This window comes from Haloferax sp. YSSS75 (assembly GCF_046764215.1).
GTDB lineage: Archaea > Halobacteriota > Halobacteria > Halobacteriales > Haloferacaceae > Haloferax.
In genome coordinates, this window is the sequence record NZ_CP177206.1 from 2,089,700 (window position 1) to 2,109,025 (window position 19,326).

At 64.1% G+C, this 19,326-nt stretch carries 21 protein-coding genes; 11 read left to right on the top strand and 10 right to left on the bottom strand.

The window, feature by feature from the left end; all coding sequences use genetic code 11:
* Window positions 1–124: 124 nt before the first annotated feature.
* The 3 genes from ACK3R5_RS11080 (at window position 125) to ACK3R5_RS11090 (ending at window position 2,157) form a co-directional block, all read left to right on the top strand.
* Window positions 125–796: a DUF1405 domain-containing protein gene (locus ACK3R5_RS11080; protein WP_411965819.1), complete on the top strand. Its 672-nt coding sequence runs from the start codon at window positions 125–127 to the stop codon at window positions 794–796.
* 65 nt (window positions 797–861) lie between these two features.
* Complete coding sequence (locus tag ACK3R5_RS11085) at window positions 862–1,515, top strand: ArsR/SmtB family transcription factor (RefSeq protein ID WP_411966983.1); 654 nt, start codon at window positions 862–864, stop codon at window positions 1,513–1,515.
* Between the two features lie 84 nt (window positions 1,516–1,599).
* Complete coding sequence (locus ACK3R5_RS11090; RefSeq protein ID WP_411966985.1) at window positions 1,600–2,157, top strand: hypothetical protein; 558 nt, start codon at window positions 1,600–1,602, stop codon at window positions 2,155–2,157.
* A 12-nt stretch (window positions 2,158–2,169) separates the two neighbouring features.
* On the opposite strand, the gene ACK3R5_RS11095 is transcribed toward ACK3R5_RS11090, so the two are convergent.
* Window positions 2,170–2,661: a hypothetical protein gene (locus ACK3R5_RS11095; RefSeq protein WP_411964114.1), complete on the bottom strand. Its 492-nt coding sequence runs from the start codon at window positions 2,659–2,661 to the stop codon at window positions 2,170–2,172.
* 221 nt (window positions 2,662–2,882) lie between these two features.
* On the opposite strand from ACK3R5_RS11095, the gene ACK3R5_RS11100 reads away from it, so the two are divergent.
* The 3 genes from ACK3R5_RS11100 to ACK3R5_RS11110 all read left to right on the top strand — a co-directional run bounded on the left by ACK3R5_RS11100 (window position 2,883) and on the right by ACK3R5_RS11110 (window position 6,070).
* Complete coding sequence (locus ACK3R5_RS11100; protein ID WP_411966986.1) at window positions 2,883–3,581, top strand: hypothetical protein; 699 nt, start codon at window positions 2,883–2,885, stop codon at window positions 3,579–3,581.
* 307 nt (window positions 3,582–3,888) lie between these two features.
* Window positions 3,889–5,136, top strand: a complete 1,248-nt coding sequence (gene gatD / locus ACK3R5_RS11105; RefSeq protein ID WP_411966987.1) for a Glu-tRNA(Gln) amidotransferase subunit GatD — start codon at window positions 3,889–3,891, stop codon at window positions 5,134–5,136.
* A gap of 4 nt (window positions 5,137–5,140) precedes the next feature.
* Entirely contained in the window at window positions 5,141–6,070 is a 930-nt protein-coding gene (locus tag ACK3R5_RS11110) for an N-acetyltransferase family protein (RefSeq protein WP_411966989.1), read from the top strand.
* Here the strand turns inward: ACK3R5_RS11110 and ACK3R5_RS11115 are convergent.
* Window positions 6,057–7,085 carry a PAS domain-containing protein gene (locus ACK3R5_RS11115; protein WP_411964118.1) on the bottom strand — a complete coding sequence of 343 codons (1,029 nt, stop codon included), beginning with the start codon at window positions 7,083–7,085 and terminating at the stop codon, window positions 6,057–6,059. The two genes, ACK3R5_RS11110 and ACK3R5_RS11115, sit on opposite strands and share 14 nt — an antisense overlap.
* Before the next feature lie 153 nt (window positions 7,086–7,238).
* The gene (gene carA / locus ACK3R5_RS11120; protein WP_411964119.1) at window positions 7,239–8,321 is read right to left on the bottom strand and encodes a glutamine-hydrolyzing carbamoyl-phosphate synthase small subunit; all 1,083 of its coding nucleotides are present in this window, start codon (window positions 8,319–8,321) and stop codon (window positions 7,239–7,241) included.
* 98 nt (window positions 8,322–8,419) lie between these two features.
* Between carA and ACK3R5_RS11125 the strand changes: the two genes are divergently transcribed.
* The 4 genes from ACK3R5_RS11125 (at window position 8,420) to ACK3R5_RS11140 (ending at window position 10,623) form a co-directional block, all read left to right on the top strand.
* Entirely contained in the window at window positions 8,420–8,833 is a 414-nt protein-coding gene (locus tag ACK3R5_RS11125) for an Lrp/AsnC family transcriptional regulator (protein ID WP_411964120.1), read from the top strand.
* Between the two features lie 52 nt (window positions 8,834–8,885).
* Entirely contained in the window at window positions 8,886–9,455 is a 570-nt protein-coding gene (locus tag ACK3R5_RS11130) for an NUDIX hydrolase (protein WP_411966990.1), read from the top strand.
* Entirely contained in the window at window positions 9,442–9,861 is a 420-nt protein-coding gene (locus tag ACK3R5_RS11135) for a desampylase (protein ID WP_411966992.1), read from the top strand. Before ACK3R5_RS11130 ends, ACK3R5_RS11135 begins: the two co-directional genes overlap by 14 nt.
* Before the next feature lie 63 nt (window positions 9,862–9,924).
* The gene (locus tag ACK3R5_RS11140; protein WP_411964123.1) at window positions 9,925–10,623 is read left to right on the top strand and encodes an SDR family NAD(P)-dependent oxidoreductase; all 699 of its coding nucleotides are present in this window, start codon (window positions 9,925–9,927) and stop codon (window positions 10,621–10,623) included.
* Between the two features lie 25 nt (window positions 10,624–10,648).
* Here ACK3R5_RS11140 and ACK3R5_RS11145 read toward each other — a convergent pair whose 3' ends face one another.
* Both ACK3R5_RS11145 and kynU read right to left on the bottom strand, forming a co-directional pair.
* Complete coding sequence (locus ACK3R5_RS11145) at window positions 10,649–11,062, bottom strand: hypothetical protein (protein ID WP_411968657.1); 414 nt, start codon at window positions 11,060–11,062, stop codon at window positions 10,649–10,651.
* A 90-nt stretch (window positions 11,063–11,152) separates the two neighbouring features.
* A complete protein-coding gene (kynU, locus tag ACK3R5_RS11150) occupies window positions 11,153–12,433 on the bottom strand; it encodes a kynureninase (RefSeq protein ID WP_411966993.1) in 1,281 nt (426 codons plus the stop codon).
* Window positions 12,434–12,516: 83 nt separating this feature from the next.
* Here kynU and ACK3R5_RS11155 point away from each other — a divergent pair, with 83 nt between their 5' ends.
* Complete coding sequence (locus ACK3R5_RS11155; RefSeq protein WP_411966995.1) at window positions 12,517–13,509, top strand: alpha/beta hydrolase; 993 nt, start codon at window positions 12,517–12,519, stop codon at window positions 13,507–13,509.
* 45 nt (window positions 13,510–13,554) lie between these two features.
* On the opposite strand, the gene ACK3R5_RS11160 is transcribed toward ACK3R5_RS11155, so the two are convergent.
* The 5 genes from ACK3R5_RS11160 to ACK3R5_RS11180 form a co-directional block, all read right to left on the bottom strand.
* Window positions 13,555–13,965: a DUF5518 domain-containing protein gene (locus ACK3R5_RS11160; RefSeq protein WP_411964126.1), complete on the bottom strand. Its 411-nt coding sequence runs from the start codon at window positions 13,963–13,965 to the stop codon at window positions 13,555–13,557.
* 136 nt (window positions 13,966–14,101) lie between these two features.
* The gene (locus tag ACK3R5_RS11165) at window positions 14,102–15,127 is read right to left on the bottom strand and encodes an AIR synthase family protein (RefSeq protein ID WP_411966996.1); all 1,026 of its coding nucleotides are present in this window, start codon (window positions 15,125–15,127) and stop codon (window positions 14,102–14,104) included.
* Window positions 15,128–15,442: 315 nt separating this feature from the next.
* Entirely contained in the window at window positions 15,443–16,393 is a 951-nt protein-coding gene (locus ACK3R5_RS11170) for an alpha/beta fold hydrolase (protein ID WP_411964128.1), read from the bottom strand.
* A 105-nt stretch (window positions 16,394–16,498) separates the two neighbouring features.
* On the bottom strand, window positions 16,499–18,718 hold the full coding sequence (locus tag ACK3R5_RS11175) for an amino acid permease (protein ID WP_411964129.1): 2,220 nt from the start codon (window positions 18,716–18,718) through the stop codon (window positions 16,499–16,501).
* Entirely contained in the window at window positions 18,715–19,212 is a 498-nt protein-coding gene (locus ACK3R5_RS11180) for a universal stress protein (RefSeq protein ID WP_411966998.1), read from the bottom strand. Before ACK3R5_RS11180 ends, ACK3R5_RS11175 begins: the two co-directional genes overlap by 4 nt.
* Between the last annotated feature and the right edge of the window lie 114 nt (window positions 19,213–19,326).

The following is a 19,326-nucleotide window of genomic DNA, read 5'->3' on the forward strand; positions in this document are numbered from 1 at the left end:
GGGGTAATTGTCCTTTGTTCTCGGCAGCGACGCCTCACCGCGGGTCGAACTCACTCCGGACGACGCCGCCACTCGCGAGACGTCCCCGACGTACTTTTCTTCCGGCGTGCCGTCGATTCCGGCGATGGGCCTCCGCGACTTCGACTTCGACGCCGCCGTCGACGACTGGGCCGAGTACTATCTCGGCAACGGCCCGAGTCTCGTCGTCTTCCTCGTCCTCCTCGCTTCCGCCTTCCTCGTCGGCGTGAGTTTCTACGTCCACTCGGACCCGTCGTTCGCCGACGTGCCGACGTTTCTCTACCCACTGTTTGGCGACTCGCCGACTGCGCTCGCGTTGATGACGCTGTCGGCCGCGACGCTCCTACCCAACCTCGGGCGACCCGTCTCGGATGCCCCGGTCAATCGGCCACTCGCGTATCTCCACACGCTCGCGTTCGTCTGGTTGGTCAAGTACGGCATCTGGACGGCCGTCGCGTTGAACCTCCGCCCTGACCTCTACGTCGGATTCTCGGGCGCGGCACTCTGGGACTACTGGGGTATCATGCTCACCCACCTCGGGTTCCTCGTCGCGGCCTATCTCGTCCCGCGATACGGCGCGACGACGCGCGGCGCACTCGGATTCGCACTCGTCCTCGCACTCGTCAACGACGTCTTCGACTACGGGTTCGGCTACTATCCGCCGCTGAAGTACGAGGCGGGCGTCCTGCTGGCGGCCATCACGGTCGGTCTCTCGTTCCTCTCGGTGTATCTCGCCGCTCGTTCGTTCGACCGCCTCCCCGAGGCGTCGAATCGGTAATCGAGTGACAGCGTCGCGTTCCCCATGAGTCAGGCTTTTGGCCACCCATAGACTATGGACACCTAATGGACTCCGCGGTACTGCTTGACCTACTCGGGAACGAAAACCGCCGCCGCATCTTGCGGCTACTCTCGCACAAACCGTGCTACGTCACCGAGATTAGCGAGTACCTCGGCGTCAGCCCAAAGGCCGTCATCGACCACCTCCGCAAACTCGAAGATGCGGGACTCATCGAATCGCGCACCGACGACCAGCGGCGAAAATACTTCCACATCTCGCGGAACCTCCGCCTCGAAGTGAACGTCTCACCGTACGGATTCGGCGCGAAGAGCGCCTATCCACCCAGTCCGAGTCTCGACATGGCCGGGCGCTGTCCGCACGTCACGCTGGACGTGGATAACGCCGAGACGAACGACGTCGTGGACCTCGCGCGAGAACTCGGCAAGCTACAGGAACTCGACAACGAACTCTCACTCGCCCAGCGGTGGGTACAGGGCCGGTTGACGGACGTCCTCGACAAAATCAACGACAGACTCGGCGTCGACGCCGACAGTCGGTTCTACGCGGAGATTCTGGCGTCGCTGGCGAACGGCGCGGATACCGTCGCCGCCGTCGCGAAGGACCTGAACGCCGACCCCGGCATGGTTGACGCCGCACTCCACCGCCTCGCAGACGGTGGCCTCGTCGTCTACAACGGCGACGGGTGGGAGATTAACTGAGTCGCACCCCCCGTTCGACACGTCGGTCAAACGGCTCTTTGTGCTTCCCGAAAGGCTTCACGTGACAGTGCCCATACAGCTCGTGTGAAGCGCCGAACGTATCTCGCCGGACTCGCTTCGACAGCGTCCCTCGCCGGATGTACTGGCACCGCCCCACCGACAGCGGGACGCTCGGAGACGACGGCTCCATCGGAAGCCGTCGTACGGTACCGCGACCTGAGCGACGAGGGCAAGGACGTGTTCGAAGCACTGCTCGAAACGGACTCGCTCGTCGGCCCCAAGTCAGACTTTCCGACCGGCATCTGGAACGCTGAGTACGTCGACTACGAGGGGACAGTCTACGCCATCGAACGAGACCAGACCGGCGACTACATCGCAGAACACAGCGTGCAAACCGAGTTCGTGAACGAGACGGCTATCGAGAACGACGCCGACGTCGTCGCCTTCGAAGAACTCACACCAACCGCACAGGATATCTTCGAAGCGTCACGGTCCGGTGCGGGACAGGGGTCGCTCGGAGACCCGTCGAGTCACTTCGGACAGTACGACTACGTCCGATACGAAGGAGAGTATTACCGAGTCGCGACAGTCGTCGCCGACATCCCGGAGTGGGAGCTCTCGGCAGAGAAGACCGGCCAGTGACGAGGGTGTCCGTTACAGGTCCCGCGTCAACCCGTCTTTCAAATCCCGGCCGAAGTAGTGGCCGACGAGTCCCGCGAGACCACCGCTGAGTGCGCCGACGCCGGCGATTGCCAGTCCGTAGTCGGCGAGCAGTTGGACTGCGAACGGCGCGAAGACCGAAAACAGCGTCGAGAGGACGAACGCGAGGCCGGCGGCGATTGCGCCGGCGAGGGTCACTTCGACGTAGCGCCGCTTCGACCCGACGATGCCGAGGAGGAACCCGGCGGCGGCGATGCCGACGAACCGGCCGATGAAGCCGACGATAGGAATCGCACCGCCGACCAGCAGGCCACCGATGGAGAGCACGAGTGCGAGGAGGAACGCGCGGGCCGAAAACAGCCCGCTGAGACGACCACCGCCACGCTTCGACCGCTTCTGCGGCGTCGATTCGTCGTCGTCGAGGTTGAGTCCGGAGAGGATGTCGTCGACGGACCGCTCAGACTCCTTTTGGTCCGACCGTTGCATGTGTGAGTTGTGGATGTGGAGGCAGATGGCTCTTGTGCCGTGTCGTAGACACTCACATCCAGCTCCTGAACACGCTGGAGCGCGTGTGAACCGAGCGAGTATGCAGAGTCGCCGAGAGTCCGAAGAGAGTCACAAACTTATCTCTGGACGCGACGACTCTCTCATCAGAAATGTTGCTCGCGTCACAGGTCCCGGGGGTACCGTTCGAGTCACTCCCGATTGTGGCCTCTCTGTCAGCCCTCGCGCTGGCGGCGGTCCACCTCCTCGCCGGCGAAGGAGTCGACACGGAGACGGGGCCGGGTCGCTCGGCGCTGTCTGCCGCCGGGGGAGCGGCCGTCGCGTACGTGTTCGTCCTGCTGCTGCCCGAAGTAGCGCACTTCGTGGCCGGCGACCCGCGAGTCACCGCAGGCTCTGTCACCGAGGAGGCAATCTACGGTGTCGCACTCGTCGGGTTCGTCGTGTTCTACGGACTGGAGGTCCTCATCGCTCGGAGCACGGCCGAGCAGTCCACACCGCCGCCAGCCGTGTTCTGGGGCTACATCGCCGTGTTCGCCCTCTATAGCAGCCTCATCGGCTACCTCCTGTTTCACCAGGAACTCCCGGGCGTCGTCAACCTCTTGCTGTACGCAGTCGCGATGGGACTGCACTTCAGCATCACCGACCACGGGATACGCCGACACCTCGGGGCACGGTACGACAGCGTGGGGCGGTGGGTGCTCGCAGGTGCGACCCTCGTCGGTGCCGCTGTCGGATTAGTCACACTGGGTCAACCGCTCGTCATTACCGGGCTGTTCGCGTTCGTCTCCGGCGGTATCGTTCTCAACGTCATCAAGGAGGAACTTCCGCACCCCCGACGGGGCCGGTTCCTCTCTTTTCTCGGTGGCGCAGTCGCGTACACCCTCGTCGTCGCACTCATCTGAGCCCAGTCCGGGTCAGTTGCGACCGGAGGAGAGCTACGACCGACCGCTAAAGGTGGACCGCCGTGTTTGGGGTCTCCGAACGTCGTTCGTTTAGTAGACATGACCTCTATTTGTTGCACACTACTCCTATCCCAGTCAGAGTAGTTCGACAGGCCAGTGCTGTAGAATCCTATCTGAGTTGCACCGAGAGACGAGCGGAGCGAGTCTCTCGGCCTTTTTCCCTCCAGGTTTTTGTCGGAGGGGTGGCTTTGCCACCCCCTCCGGTAAAAAGGTGGGTTTGAAGTCTGCCCCCGCGTTATCCCGCGATATGAACGCAGGGGACCGCGTCCGCGTCACACGCGCGGATGTCACGAACGAAGGCGTCTTGATGCCCTCCTCGACAGACGAGTATCTCGTCGTCAAACTCGACGGCGGCTACAACGTCGGAATCGACCGGGCCGACGCGGACGTCGAGGTACTCGAAACGGACGTCTACGACGTCGAAGACGCACAGACCGACAGCGACGGAACCTCCGAAATCGAGTTCGACGAGGACCTCCCGACCATCTCGCTCATCTCGACCGGTGGCACCATCGCCTCGACGGTGGACTACCGGACGGGCGCGGTGACGGCGCAGTTCGACGCCGAAGACGTGCTTCGGGCCGTCCCTGACCTCGCGGGACGCGCGAACTACCGCGGACGCGTCGTCGCCAACATCCTCTCGGAGAACATGACTACCGACGTGTGGGTGGACCTCGCCGAAGCAATCGCCGAGGAAATCGAAGCGGGTGCCGACGGCGTCGTCGTCATGCACGGCACCGACACGATGCAGTTCTCCGCGTCGGCGATGTCGTTCATGCTCGACACGCCCGTCCCAATCGTCTTCACGGGGAGTCAGCGCTCGGCGGACCGCCCGTCGTCCGACAACGTGATGAACGCCGTCAGCGCCGTCGAGGCCGCCAAAGCCGACGCCGCGGAGGTCATGATTTGCATGCACGGGTCGGAGTCCGACGACGTGTGCGCGCTCCACGAGGGGACGCGCGTCCGCAAGAACCACACCTCACGTCGCGACGCCTTCCAGACGGTCGGTGCGAAACCGCTCGGTGAAGTCGACTACGAGGCCGAGGAAGTCACCTTCCGCCGCGACTACACCGCACGCGGCGAACAGGAACTCGCGCTCAACGCGGACCTCGAATCCGGCGTCGAACTCGTGAAGTTCACGCCCGGGATGGACCCCGCGGCACTCGACTACCTCGACGGGAAGGCGGGACTCGTCATCGAAGGGACGGGTCTCGGCCACGTTCACACCGACCTCATCCCCCGCATCGAGGAACTCGTCGACGACGGCACCGTCGTCGCCATGACCTCGCAGTGTCTCGAAGGGCGGGTCTGTGACCGGGTCTACGACACCGGCCGTGACCTCCTCGACGCCGGCGTCGTCGAAGCGGGAGATACCCTCCCCGGAACGGCGAAAGTGAAACTCATGTGGGTCCTCGCCAACCACTCGGACCCTGCGGACGCGATGGGCCGAAACATCGAAGGCGAACTGACCGAGCGCTCTGTCCCCTGGGAGTAACCCGATGGAGATTCGACCCGCACGCCCCGAGGATTACGACGCAGTCGCCGCGTTCACCCGCGACACGTGGGCCGACCGAGGCGGGTCGGACTACATTCCGGACATCTACCACCAGTGGATAGAACCCGAGGGGGCAGAACAGGCGACGCTCCTCGTCGACATGGGTGAGGAGACGCCCTCCGACGACGTCGGCGCAATCGCGCAGATGGTCATGCTCTCGGAGTACGAAGCGTGGGCACAGGGCATGCGCGTCGCGCCGGACTACCGCGAACAGGGCCTCGCGACAGAACTGACACACGCCCTCTTCGATTGGGCGCGCGAACAGGGTGCGCGGCGCGTCCGCAACATGATTTTCTCGTGGAACGTGCCGAGTCTCGCCAACTCGCGACACGTCGGTTTCGACCCCGGAATGGAGTTCCGGTGGGCGACGCCGGACCCCGACCCAGACGCGGAACCGTCACTGTCGGTTACGGACGACGCCGACGCGGCATGGGCGCTCTGGACCGGTAGCGAGATGCGAACCGCGCTCGCCGGACTCGCGTTAGACCCCGAGGAGTCGTGGGCCGTCTCCGAGTTGACGCGGGCGAAACTCCACGACGCCGCGGCAGAGGACCGACTGTTCGTCGTCGTCGACGACCGAGTGAGTGGGTTCACGTACCGAAACCGAACGTACTCACGCGAACAGGAGGACGAAGGTGAAGTGACGTGGGCCGAGTACGCCGTCGCGGTGTGGGACGACACGGACGCCTGTCGCGCGCTGGTCGACGCGATTCGACGCGATGCCGCGTCGGTCGGTGCCGACCGGACGCGCGTGCTCGTTCCAGAAGGTGTCGAGTGGGTCTCCGACGTCTCGGTCGCTCGAAGTGACGTCGCGGAACAACCGACGTTCGTGATGGAAGCAGACCTGTCTGCACTGTCGCTTACAACCACCTGACGCCGCTGACTTCGAACCGTGCACCGCCGAGTTCGGACTCTGTAGTACTGAGTTGCCAGCCGTGAAGGTCGGCGATGCGCCTGACGACAGAGAGTTCGACCGAGTCGTAATCGACGCCGAGAATCTGGTTTTCACCCATCGTCGCGAGACGCTCTTCGTCCGAGGGCCGCGGGCCGTCGTCGTCGACGTAGAACCCACCGAGCGTCACGCCGGCGACGATTTCCGTCGGGTATCCCGGGACCGAGCTTCGCTCGACGGTGTTCGTCAACAGCGAGTTGACCAGGAGGCCGAAGAGGTGGTCGTCCGCCGAGAGCACGCCACCACTGACGACTCGTAACTCGGCGCCCGTCCGCCGGCCCACGTCGTCCCACTCGGTTTCGAAGTACTGTCGAAAATCGACCGAGTCGAGTTCGAGCGTACTCGTCTGGTCTGCGAGCGTGACGCTCTGTTCGATAATCGTGTCGATACGCGACAGTATCTTCGAGAGCTTCGACGCGTCGGGGCCGTCTTGGGCCACGAGTCGTCCGGCCGTCTCGATGGCCGCCGTGAGCGGTTCTTTCAGTTCTTTCGAGAGGACGCGCGCGAGCATTCCGAGGTGCTGGTTCTTCTCGTTCACCTGTAACTCCGCGAGGCGGCGTTCGGTGATGTCGAGATGCATGACGATGACGAACCGACCGTGACGTGGTGTGTCGAAGGGGACGGCCTGCATCAGGAACCACCGATAGACGGACGGTGAGTGACAGGGGTACTCGATAGTCAGCAGGTCCTGATGGCCCCGGAGAAGGGACCGAATACCGTCGGCGACGATGCCCGCGGTTTCACTCTCGTCGCGAGCGGCCTCACACACGTCGAGGTAGTTGATGCCGACGAACTCGACGTCACCGTCGTAGTCGTTGGCTTCCGCGAACATTCGCCACGCCCGATTCGTGTAGATGATATCTCCGTGCGAATCGAGGATTGCGACTTCTGCAGGGAGTTCGTCGAACCCACGCTCGATGAGCGATGCATCCCCCATGCCCCTCTATACGGTGTGTATATGCTTGACACTACCTCTCAGAGAGCGCTCGTCACCCGACGGTGAAAACGAGCGACTGTAGTGCAGTTGACCGAGAGAAGATAGAAGTGGTTCGTACCTGGTAGAAATACGCCTACCGGGTGTCAGACGCGTTCAGTCGGAGGCGACTACTCGGCGCTTACGGCCATTTCCCTCCGGCGATGCCATGGAGAGCACGTCGTCGAAGAAGCCGAGCGAATCGTGGGGGCCGGGGTGTGCTTCGGGGTGGTACTGACGCGTGAGGACGCTCAGTTCCTCGCTTTCGAGTCCTTCCGCAGTGTCGTCGTTGACGTTGACCTGCGTCACGTCGAGGTGTTCTCCGGGGTCCTCGACGGTGTAGCCGTGGTTCTGCGTCGTCATGATGACCTTCCCCGTCTGGAGGTCACGGACCGGTTGGTTGACGCCGCGGTGGCCGAAGGCCATCTTTCCGGTGGTACCCCCGAGCGCACTCGCGACGATTTGCTGGCCGAGACAGATGCCCGCGATTGGGACGTCGCCGGCGAGTTCCGCGACGAGTTCGCGCGCGGCAGTGAAGTTCTCCGGGTCACCGGGACCGTTCGAGATGAACAGCACGTCAGAGTCGAGTTCGGCGACGTCGTCGGCCGTCGCGTCGTACGGGAGGACGTGGACCGTCGCGCCGCGCTCGACGAGTGAGTCGACGATGGACTGCTTCGCACCGCAGTCGATGAGAGTGACCGTCTGGTCGCCGTCACCGTCGTAGGTCGTGAGTTCCGTCGTCGTGACCTGCGCACCGATGTCGACGTGTTCGCTCATGCCCTTGCACTTCGCGAGTTCTTCTTTCGCGTCTTCGGGGGTCACGTCGTCGCCGACGACGATTCCGACCTTCATCGCGCCCTCTTCGCGAATCGAGGTCACGAGGTCACGGGTGTCGATGTGGTCGACGGCCGGGACGCCTTCGTCGGCGAGCCACTCGACGACGTCGTCGGTGAACTCGCGGGCGACGGCGGCGCGCGGGTGAACCCGGTCGGACTCGAATCGCTCGGCTCGGACGCCGTAGTTTCCGATGAGGGGGTACGAGAAGGTGAGTACTTGTTCTTCGTACGAAGGGTCGGTCAGACTCTCTTCGTATCCGGTGTATGCGGTCGTGAACACCAGTTCACCACGTGTGCGTCCCGGAACGCGACCACGCGCTTCGACCACGCGGCCATCTTCCAGGGCCAGATAGGCGTCCGACATTACGAGAAACGAACGGAACACGGGTGCATAAGTGTTACTTTCGAAGCCGAGTTACGAAATTCGTAATCGGTAAGTCACTGCGGTGGGCAGATGAAGGTATGGACGAGTTGGACCGACGCATCCTCGACATCCTCCGACGGGACGCACGAACCCCGAACACGGAGATTGCGGCGGAAGTCGGAACGTCCGAAGGGACGGTCCGCAACCGCGTCGAACGGATGGTCGACGAAGGCGTCATCGAGCGGTTCACTGTGGCGACCAGCACGGGGAACATCAAGGCGATGATAGAGGTGACCGTCGCGGTGGACGTCGACACGAACGACGTCTCGGAACTCATGTCGGAGTGGAAAGACGTGGACTTCGTCTGGCAAGTCTCCGGGGAAGAAGACATCGTCCTCGTCGTCGACGCCGCCGACACGCGGGCGGTCAACGACCTCATCACACGGGCACGCGAGCACGACGACGTGAAGAGTACGAAGACGCGCCTCATCCTCGACGAGCGCCTCGGGTGAGTCGCTGGTCTGCATCGAAGCATAATTTACCCCTCCCTCCGACGACAGGCACATGAGCAATGCAGCGGCCGACGAGGCCACGGAACTTCACAAGAACGCGGCACAGGACGTTATCGCCGTCGACTCCGACGACAACGCCGAGGGAACCGTAAACCGCCTCGACGCCCACACGGGCGACGGTATCCGTCATCGTGCCTTCACCTGTCTCGTCTTCAACGAAGACGGCCAACTCCTCCTCGCACAGCGCGCACCCAACAAGCGTCTGTGGGACACTCACTGGGACGGCACCGTCGCTTCCCACCCCGTCGAAGGGCAGTCGCAGGAGGACGCGACCGAAGAGCGACTGGAAGAAGAACTCGGCATCACGCCCGACCAGTACTCTGACCTCCGCGTCACGGACAAGTTCGAGTACAAGCGCTACTACGAGAATGCCGGTCTGGAGTGGGAGGTCTGTGCCGTCCTGAAGGTCACGCTCGAAGACACCTCGCTGGACCCCGACGAAGACGAGATTGCCGGGATGCTCTGGGTGGATTACGAGCACATCCACGACCACCCAGAGTGGTACCGTCAACTGCGTCTCTGCCCGTGGTTCGAGATTGCGATGCGCCGTGACTTCGAGTAACGTCTCGGTTTCACACGCCGCCCGCGACTCGGTTCTCTCGCACGCTCGCGATGGGGCCGCCAGAGACCCTCCTGCGGAGGTCTGTGGCGTCCTCGTGGGCGACCGAGATGCGGGTTCTATCTCTTCTGTTCGCCCGGTTTCGAACGTCGCCGACGACCCCCGCGTCGCCTACGAACTCGACCCGGTGGAGACGATGGCCGCCATCGACGACGTCGAAGCGTCGGGCGCAGACGTGGTCGGGTTCTACCACTCACACCCCGAGTCCGCTCCCGTCCCCAGCGCCGCCGACAGGGCACAGGCGTCGTGGCCCGGATACCTCTATCTCATCTGCAACCCGGACGGCCGAATGACCGCCCACGAGTGGACCGGCGACGACTTCCGCGAAGTCACACTCACCGTCGATTGAGGGGCACCCCCACAGTCGGGCGCTTCCGGTGAGAATAACCCGCCCGAGTCCTCACCGGAGGGTATGGAACCCGACGTGTACGACGACTTAGAGGGACAAGTCGCCCTCGTCACCGGTGCGAATCGGGGCATCGGCCGGCAAATCGCCGCGAACCTCCGTGACCTCGGCGCGACTGTCTACGCCGGGTCTCGGAGCGTCACGAACGAGACGCCCGACGGAACCGAACGCGTCCTCCTCGACGTGACTCAAGAAGGCGACATCGAAGAGGCAGTCGACGGCCTCTTCGCCAGCGAGGGCCGCCTCGATATCCTCGTCAACAACGCCGGCATCGGCGAGTTCGACAATGACATCGTGGCCGAACCGACGGACGCCATCGACCGGACACTCGCGGTCAATCTCCGCGGGCCGATGCTCCTGTGCAAGCACGCCGTCCCCCTCCTCTTGCAAAACGAGGGCGGGCGTGTCGTCAACGTCTCGTCGGGCATGGGCGCACTCGTGGAAGGGCAGTCCGGTGGGTCCCCCTCGTATCGAATCTCGAAGACCGGTCTCAACGGACTCACCGTCTACCTCGAAGGCCAGTACGGCGACGACGGCCTCATCGCGAATTCGGTCTGTCCGGGGTGGGTTCGCACCGACATGGGCGGCGAGAACGCCTCACGGTCGGTCGAAGAAGGTGCGGAGACGCCGACGTGGCTGGCGCGGTTCGAACCGGGCAGTCCCTCCGGGAAGTTCTGGCGGAAGAAGCAGGTCATCGACTGGTAAGTCGAACAGTTGGCCCTGGCTCTCGTCAGGTCGATTGCGAGTCTTCGACGTTCGTTCGTGACGGCCTCACGAGTTCCTTCACTGCCACGACCACGTAGTACAGTCCCACGAGTCGTGTCGCCTGGTACACCCAGGGCCTCCAGTGACAGGCGTCAGCGTCGGTGTACGCGAGTTTGGTCGCGTATCTGAGGTACTGGCGTGGGTACAGGAGGGAGAGCAGTCCCATGATACCGAGGAACTTCTTGAACCTCGAATACGAACCCCCACGCCGCACGAGGAGTAAGAAGGCCACCCCCTCGGCCCGAGCGACGGGGACTGTCCACGGGCGTAACTCGCACTCGTCGGGGTTCTCGAGTGCCAGTCGTTCTGCCGCCCGGATGAGCACCTCCGGCCGGAGGATTTCGGCGATGCCGAACACGGTGAGTATCGCGCGCAACATGAGCACTAGAAGATATGTCGTTCAAACTAATGAACACAGACCCTCCCCACTCGTACACGACGGGTCACCATCGTCCGGTGTTTCACCGATTCACGTCACCCCACCACTCCGCCGCTCGAACTGCTCGTACTCGTCTCCGTCCAGAATTTCGCGCAGGTGTTCTACGGCCCGAAAGACGTCTTCGAACCCGACGTAAGCCGGCGCGGGCGCGATTCGGACCACGTTCGACGGGCGAAAGTCGACGACGACACCGCGTTCCTTGAGTGCGAGACTGATTCTATAGGCCTCGGGGTGTTCGACGGCGACGTGACCGCCGCGGGCCGACGGGTCACGTGGCGTCCCCACCTCGCACTCGGGGAGCATGTCGTCGACGAGCGCGATGAGGTAGTCGGTGAGCGCGAGTGACTTCTCGCGGAGTGCGGCCACGCCCCCCGCGTCTGCGACGATATCGAGCGTCCCATCGAGGGGTGCGGCCGAGAGGATGGGAATCGTCCCGATTTGGAACGCGCCGGCCGAGTGCGCCGGGTCGTAGGTCATCGCCATGTCGAACTGCGTCTCCTTGTCGTTGCCCCACCACCCGGCGAGCGCGGGTTCGACGCCGAAATGTCGCTCGTTGACGTAGAGGCCGGCGATTGCACCGGGGCCGGCGTTGAGGTATTTGTAGTGACACCAGACGGCGAAGTCGACGCCGACTGCCGACAGGTCGTGGGGGACGACGCCAACCGAGTGTGCAAGGTCGAATCCGGCCAGCGCACCCGCGTCGTGGGCCGCCTCCGTGATGGTCTCGATATCGAACAACTGCCCGCTCCGATACAGAACCGACGGGAGAAACACCATCCCGACGTCGTCGTCGATTGCGTCGAGCACGTCGTCCGTCTCGATGGTTCGGCCGTCACGACTCTCGACCACGCGAAGCGCGTCGTCTGGGTCGACACCTCGCTGGCGGAGTTGCGCGCGAATCGCGTAGTGGTCGGTCGGAAAGTCGAGGGCGTCCACGACGATTTTCTCCCCACGTTCGGGGTCGTAGAACGTACCGACGAGCGTGTGGATGTTGACCGTCGTGGAGTTGGCGACGACGACTTCGTCGGGGCTCGCACCGACCAGCGGAGCGAGTCGCGCACCGAGTCGCTCGCCGTAGGTGAACCAGTCCGGGTCGGCGTCGGTCCACCCGTGGATGGCGAGTTCGCGCCACTCGTCGACGACGCGTTCGAGGGCCGCCTCGGCGTCTTCCGACAGTGGGCCGAGTGAGTTACCGTCCATGTACACCTCGCCATCGGGGACGTAGAACCGGTCACGAAGGTCAGAAAGCGGGTCGCTCGCGTCCATCTCCCGGGCGGTTTCGACGGTCAGGTGGTCGCCCTCGTCGTGCATAACCGCGAGTGGGCCGGGCGAGGGAAGTAATTTTACGCCCCGTGCGGCGTGGTGTTTTTCACGCTCGCCCGCGCCGCTTGCACATGGTTCTCTTCGGCGACGACGAACGGTCCGGTGGTGGTTCTGACGTCGGTACTCACGCCGATGCCGCCGACACGCTCGACCCGCAGGTACAGGCAGTCGTAGACGAGGTGGACGAACTCGGCATCCCCGAGTGGTCCGCACTCGGCGTCGAGAGCGCTCGCCGTCTCGAAGACGAACTGTTCGCCCCGGTTGACGTCCCCGACGTGGCCCGAATTACGAACATCGAAATCCCCGGACCGGCGGGGTCGATTCCCCTCCGAGTGTACCATCCCGACCCGGGCGAGACGCTCTCGACGCTCGTCTTCTTCCACGGCGGTCTCTGGGCGATGGGGACGCTGGACTCGATCGACGGTGTCTGCCGTCGTCTCGCGCTCCGAACTGGGCACGTCGTCGTCTCCGTGGAGTACCGACTCGCACCCGAACATCCGTTTCCGGCCGCCCTCGAAGACTGCGTCCACGCGACGGAGTGGGTCGAAGACAACGCGACGAGCATCGGTGCAGACCCCGAGGGACTCGCCGTCGCTGGCACCAGTGCGGGCGGCAATCTCGCCGCGGCGACATGTCTTCACGTCCGCGAGTTCGGCGGGCCAGGTATCGAGATGCAGGTGCTCCTCTATCCGATGACCGACCTCTCGGACGACCACCCGTCGCTCTCGGAGAACGCCGACGGGCCGCTCCTGACGCGTCGTGACGTCCTGTGGGCACACGAGACGTACCTCCGGTCACGAGTCGACCGCTACAACCCCTTCGCCGCCCCGCTTCGAGCAGAGTCGCACGCCAACCTCCCCCCGGCGTACGTCGTCACTGCCGGATTCGACCCGCTTCGAGACGAAGGTGCGGCCTACGCGTCGGCACTCGAATCGGCGGGTGTGACCGTCGTTCACGACCACGAACCGGCGATGCCCCACGGATTTCTCAGTCTGACCGCAGACGTGGATGCGGCGGACGCAGCGCTCGACAGGGTTGCGGTTGCAGTGACGAATCGCGGCTGAAACGAGTCCGAAGACGGAAGGGTCGCCGCAGGGAGGCCCGACGAGTTAGGCCACCGGTTGGCGGGTCTCTTCGGGCTCCTCGCGCGGGTACATCCCACCGAGGAGACCACCGAGCGTCGCGGGAATCGCGTGAAAGAGCACTAAGACGAGGAGGGACAGAACCACACCGAGCGTCGCGAAGACACCACCGAGCGACAACTGGGCGACGGAGACGGCGAGACCAGCCAGAAGGAGCAACCCCATGGCGACGAGTCCACCGACCGACCCCGCGAGGAGGCCGTTCCACGCGCCGCTCAACCGTCCGCTGCGTGCGTAGTACCCAGCAGTCCAGCCACCGAGCAACCCGGCGACTGCCCCACCGAGAAGCGCGAATGCCGGGACGAACCCACTGGCGAACGAGAGGACGAGCGTGATGCCGAGCCCAATCGCGACTGCACTCCACTTTGTGACGACCATAGAGGCGATATACGTGCGGAACAGGTATTAATTACATTCAGGAATTAAGTGAAATTCTCGGAGAACTGTCTCTCTTCGCAGAGTGTACGACGTCGTGGCCGGCCGGGTACCGACTGCTCGGGTACTTATCGACCGGTCACTCGTCGGTTGCGCTCGCCAATCGCTCGTACGCCGCCCACGACGGGTCGACGTCCGGGTGGTCGATTCTCTCGCCGTCGACGACGACACCCTCGCCCTCGACGACGGTGCCGGCGATGCCGACTGGTGTCCCGCGTGCTTCGAGCGCGGTGACGACGTCGTCGGTGACAGACGAGTCTGTCGCGACGACGAGCGACCCGGCGGTAGTCGAACGCCACGGGTCGATATCGAGGAAGTCGCAGACGGCGCGGACACCCGGTCGGAAGGGGATGCTCGACTCGTCGATTTCGAGTTGAACGCCCGCACTCTCGGCTACCTCGTTGAGCGCGCCGTGGACCCCACACTCGGTTGCGTCGTGCATGGCGTGGACACTCCGCCCGCCGGCCGCCGAGACGGTCATCGCGTCGCGCACGGCGTCGGTTTCGTCGAGTCGTTCCTGTGCAGTGGCCAGCACGTCGGCGTCGAGTCCGTCGAACCCCTCGGGGAAGAGCGTCGTCAGGAGGCCAGTCGTCTCGACTGCGGGGCCTTTCGTCACGAGCACGTCGTCACCGGGGCGTGCGCCGTCCGGGCGAATCACGTCTTCGTGGTCACCCACTGCGAGTGCGGTTGCGCCACCGACCCACGGGTACGAACACCCCGAGTAGCGAGCGGTGTGGCCGGTGACGATGCTCACACCGAGGTCCGCCGCCTCCTCGTGCATCGCGTTCCAGAGTTCGGCGAACTCGTCGTCGGTCATCTCCGGTGGGAGCGTAAAGGAAATCGCGATGTGCGAGGGGTCGAGTCCGGAGACGGCGATATCCGAGAGGACGATGTCGATTGCGAACCGGCCCGCTCGTTCGAACCCGAGTGCGGGCAAGATGGAAATCGGGTCGGTCGCCAGCGCGACAGCAGTGCCGTCGATATCGAGGAGGCCGAAGTCCACGCCGTGGGTCGGGCCGAGCGCGACGTCGTCTCGGTCTGCACCGAGGCGAGGGTAGATGTACTGGTCGAAGAAGTCGCGGTCGACCTTTCCGAGGTCGGTCATATCGGGACTGGGTGTGCCGCGAGTAAGAACGTACCCATCCGTCGATTCCGGTCGGCCTCCGAGACGAGTGTTGCTCGCCGGGTGCTGGCGATGCTCACCGGGTGGAAAGTGGGACGGTCCCCCGTCCCTGCTCATGAAGAAGGACGCGGAGACGGTTCGAGGGGACTGAGCGTCCCACCACCACCGGCGTGTGACCGCGTCGAATGTACGTCGTCCCTGGACGTACAAGAACCCCGCTAAGTTCCCTCGATGGTGCTATATAGGGGAATCAAACCGACGTAAAACAGTGCCGACTTCGAGAGCGACGGCCCGTTCTCAGACGGGTCGGTGACCCGCTTCGTCCGGGGTGTTGTTCGGCGTCCACCACACGTCGTCGATGTGTTCGATGAGGGCGCGAGCGACGGCGACGGGTTCTTCGTGGTGGACCCAGTGGGTCGCGCCTTCGAACGTACGGATGTGCCCGTCGGAACAGTACGAGAGACTCTCTCTGGCCATCTTTGGCCGGAGGAAGCGGTCGTTGGTTCCCCACACGACGAGCGTCGGGACCTCGACGCTCTTTCGCTTGGGTTGCGGGCGCTCACGAACGACTGCACGGTACCAGTTGACCATCGACCGATACGCATCGGGAACCGACCACGACGCCCGGTAGTGTTCCACGTCCGTCTCCGAGAACGTCCCCGGAAGCGACGTCGAACGAAGCGCCCGCTCCAAGACGGCCCAGTCGCCGACGGAAGTGAGCAGTTCTGGGAGTTTCGGGAGTTGGAAGAACAGCATATACCAACTACGGAGTTGCTGTGCAGGGTCACGCAGGAGGTGGCGAGCGAAGACGGTCGGATGCGGGAGGTTCATCACCGTGAGCGATTGCACGTGTTCGTCGTGGTGAAGCGCCGTCCACCACGCGACTGCCGCGCCCCAGTCGTGGCCGACGACGTGTGCCTTCTCGTATCCGAGTGCGTCGATTAGACCCACAACGTCGCCGGCGAGTTCGTCGATGCGGTACGCCGAGACGTCGGCCGGTCGGTCGCTCAGATTGTATCCCCGCTGGTCGGGCGCGACGACGCGATAACCGTCTTCGACGAGCGGGCGGAAGTAGTCGGTCCACGCGTACCAGCACTCGGGGAAACCGTGGAGGAGGACGACGAGTTCGCCATCTGTCGGGCCTGCTTCGACGACGTGAAGCGAGACATCACCGACTTCGACCCGCCGACCCGACGCCTCGACGGGAAGCTCTACGTCCTCACACCGTAACCCCGATTGACTCGACATGCGTCTGGCTACGCACGCAGAGGACAAATGTGCCGCGGCGAGAAACAGTGTCGCACAGAGTCGCCCGCTGGCCGGTACTGACCGCGGAGTCGTTGGCGACGTTCGTTATCCGAACAGTCGCTCGCGGAGCGTCCGCTTCCGACTCCGTTCTGCGAGGAGCACCGAACAGTCGACGTCGTTGAGGACGTCCAACACCAGCGTCCCGCGGACGAGTCGCGACAGCAGGCCGCGTTCGGTCGCCCCGATGACGAGGAGCGACTTGTCCCGCGCGTGGGACTCGATGGCCGTCTCGACGTCACCAGTCTCGACTTCGAGGGTGGCGTCATCGAGGCCACGTTCGTCGGCCCACTGCCTGAGGAACGCTTCGCCTTCGGCTTGGTCGTCCGCGACGTGGAGGAGCGTGACGTTGGCGTCGTAGAACTCCTTGAGGACCAGTGCGATGGACGCAGAGAGGTCTGAGTCCGGTCCACCGGCCGTCGGGACGAGCACCTCCGAGGGGTCGAAGCCGCGGTCCTTCAGCACCAACACGTCGTACGGAAGCGTGTTGGTCATCTCTTCGATGGCGCTCTCTGCACGACCCGGTGCACCGTGGCTGTCCGGGCCCCAACCCATCACGACCAGGTCGGCGTTGTACGTCTCGGCGGCGTCGAACACCTCTTCGAACGACCGGTGAGACAGGATTGTGTGCGTCTCGATGTCCACGTCAAGTTCGTCCGCGTCGAGGCGGGCCTGTTCGAGCAATTCGTCCGCCTCGGCGAAGTCGTACTCCGTGCGGGCGGATTCGAGGGCCGTCTGGTCGGGCACCTGCACGATGTGGACACCGACGAGCGTCCCGTTGTTCGCCTTCGCAACGGACCCACCGAGCTCGACGAGGTCACGTTCGCTCTCGGGGTTGGCCAGCGGAACCATCACCCGGAAGCCACCGTCGGGTTGGACCGACGTCGTCGCCGAAACGGCCGCTGCGGGCAGCTCCTCGGACCGTTCGAGGACGTACTTGCCGAGGATACCCTGTTTCGTCGCCTTTCCACGGGCGTAGACGGCGTACCAGAGCATCGCGAACACGACGAACCCGACTGCGAGGAGGACGATAGTGTCCGCGAAGAAGGCGATGAGCGCGAACGACGTAATCGCCCCGAAGATGGGCGTAAACGGATAGAGCGGAACCCGGTAGTCGGGTTGGTACTCCTCGGGGTCTGCGGTACGCATCACGATGAGCGAGACGTTGAGGAGACCATAGATGATGAGGTGCAAGACGCTCCCTGCGTTCGCGAGCGTCCCCACGTCCGCCAGCAGGATGAAGAGCAAGATGAACCCACCCGTGATGGCGATAGAGCGGTACGGCGTCCCGAACCGTGGGTGAATCTCGTTGAGTTCCGCGGAGACGATGCGGTCACGGCCCATCGCGAAGTTGATTCGCGAGGAGGCGAGGATAGACGCGTTCGCCGACGACGCCGTCGCGAGGAGGCCACCGAACAGCATCGCGGCGGCCCCGATAGGCCCGATGATGATGCGCGCGACGTCCACGACGGCGGTTTCGTTGCCGGCGACGACGCTGTTGTCGACGGCGGCTAACACCGTCACGAGGACGAGGGCGTACACCGCCGTCACGATGATGACGCTCCCGAGAACCGCACGCGGGAGGTTCCGGCCGGGGTCTTTGATTTCCTCGGCGACGGACGTAATCTGGACGAATCCGAGATACGAGACGAAGATGAGGCCCGTCACGGGGAGCAGTGGGCTGACGCCCTTGTCCGGCGGGACGAACGGCCGAAGCTTCGCCAGGTCGGCGTTCAGCAGACCGAAGAGCGTGAACACCGCGAGGATGGCGAGCAGGATGAGCACGATAGCGTTCTGCAGTCGACCGGTCTCTTTCGCGCCGACGTAGTTGACGAACACGAACAGCGCCCCGCCGGCGAGTGCGACGAGTTTGACGGCGGAGATAGTTATCCCCGCAATCGAGAGACTCGGAACGGCGAGGAAGGTGACGACGTACTGGCCGAACCCGGTCATGTAGAACGCGGACGCGAACGCGAGGCCCATCCAGTTGCCCCACCCGGCCACACTGCCGAACAGTGGTCCGAGTGCGTGGTTGATGTAGTAGTACGCACCACCGGATTTCGGCATCGCCGTCCCGAGTTCGCTGGCGGACGCGGCGGTCAAAATGGCGATGCCGCCACCGAGGACGAACGCGGCAGCGGCGAGCGGGCCGGCCTGTGCGACTGCGGCACCGGGCAGGACGAAGATACCGGCACCAATCATCGTCCCGATACCGATAGTCAGCGCCGCGAGTGGGCCAAGGTCTTTTGCGAGTTCCTCGTCCGTCATGTCTCACCGTCCGTGACGTCGGTCGGTTCGGTCGCTGTTCCACCGTCGAGTTCGACACCGTCTCCGGGGAGGACGACGACTGGACGGTCGCTCTTTCGAACCAATCGGTCCCGAACGTCGCCCGAAAAGAGGTCCCACCACGACCGACCGCCGCGCGGCGTGAAGACGATAGCCGACGCGTCCGCCTCGACAGCGGCGTCGAGAATCGCGTCGCCGACGTCCGTGTCGAACCGGAGGTCGGTCTCCAGTTCGATGGCCGCCGCCTCGGCGGCGCGGCGAGCGACGTCGAACAGTTCCTCCGCGACTTCTTCGCGTTGTTCGACACCTGCTTTGTCCGGTGCACCGCCGGCTTTCTCGATGACGTGGACGACGTGCGCCGTGCCACCGACTGCGGCGATGCGTGGGAACGCGACGCCACACGTCACTTCGGCGTCCTCCTCGTTCGCCAGCGGGACGAGTGGACGCGAAAACAGCGATTCAGTTCGTATCGTCATAGTAGAGGTACGGACGGTTTCGGTTGTGTAGCGAGCGATTCGACCCGGCGGAACGGGATTGTGTCGGGCAGAAACGACCCCGGTTCACAATTTGACCGTCGGGAGTTCATAGCG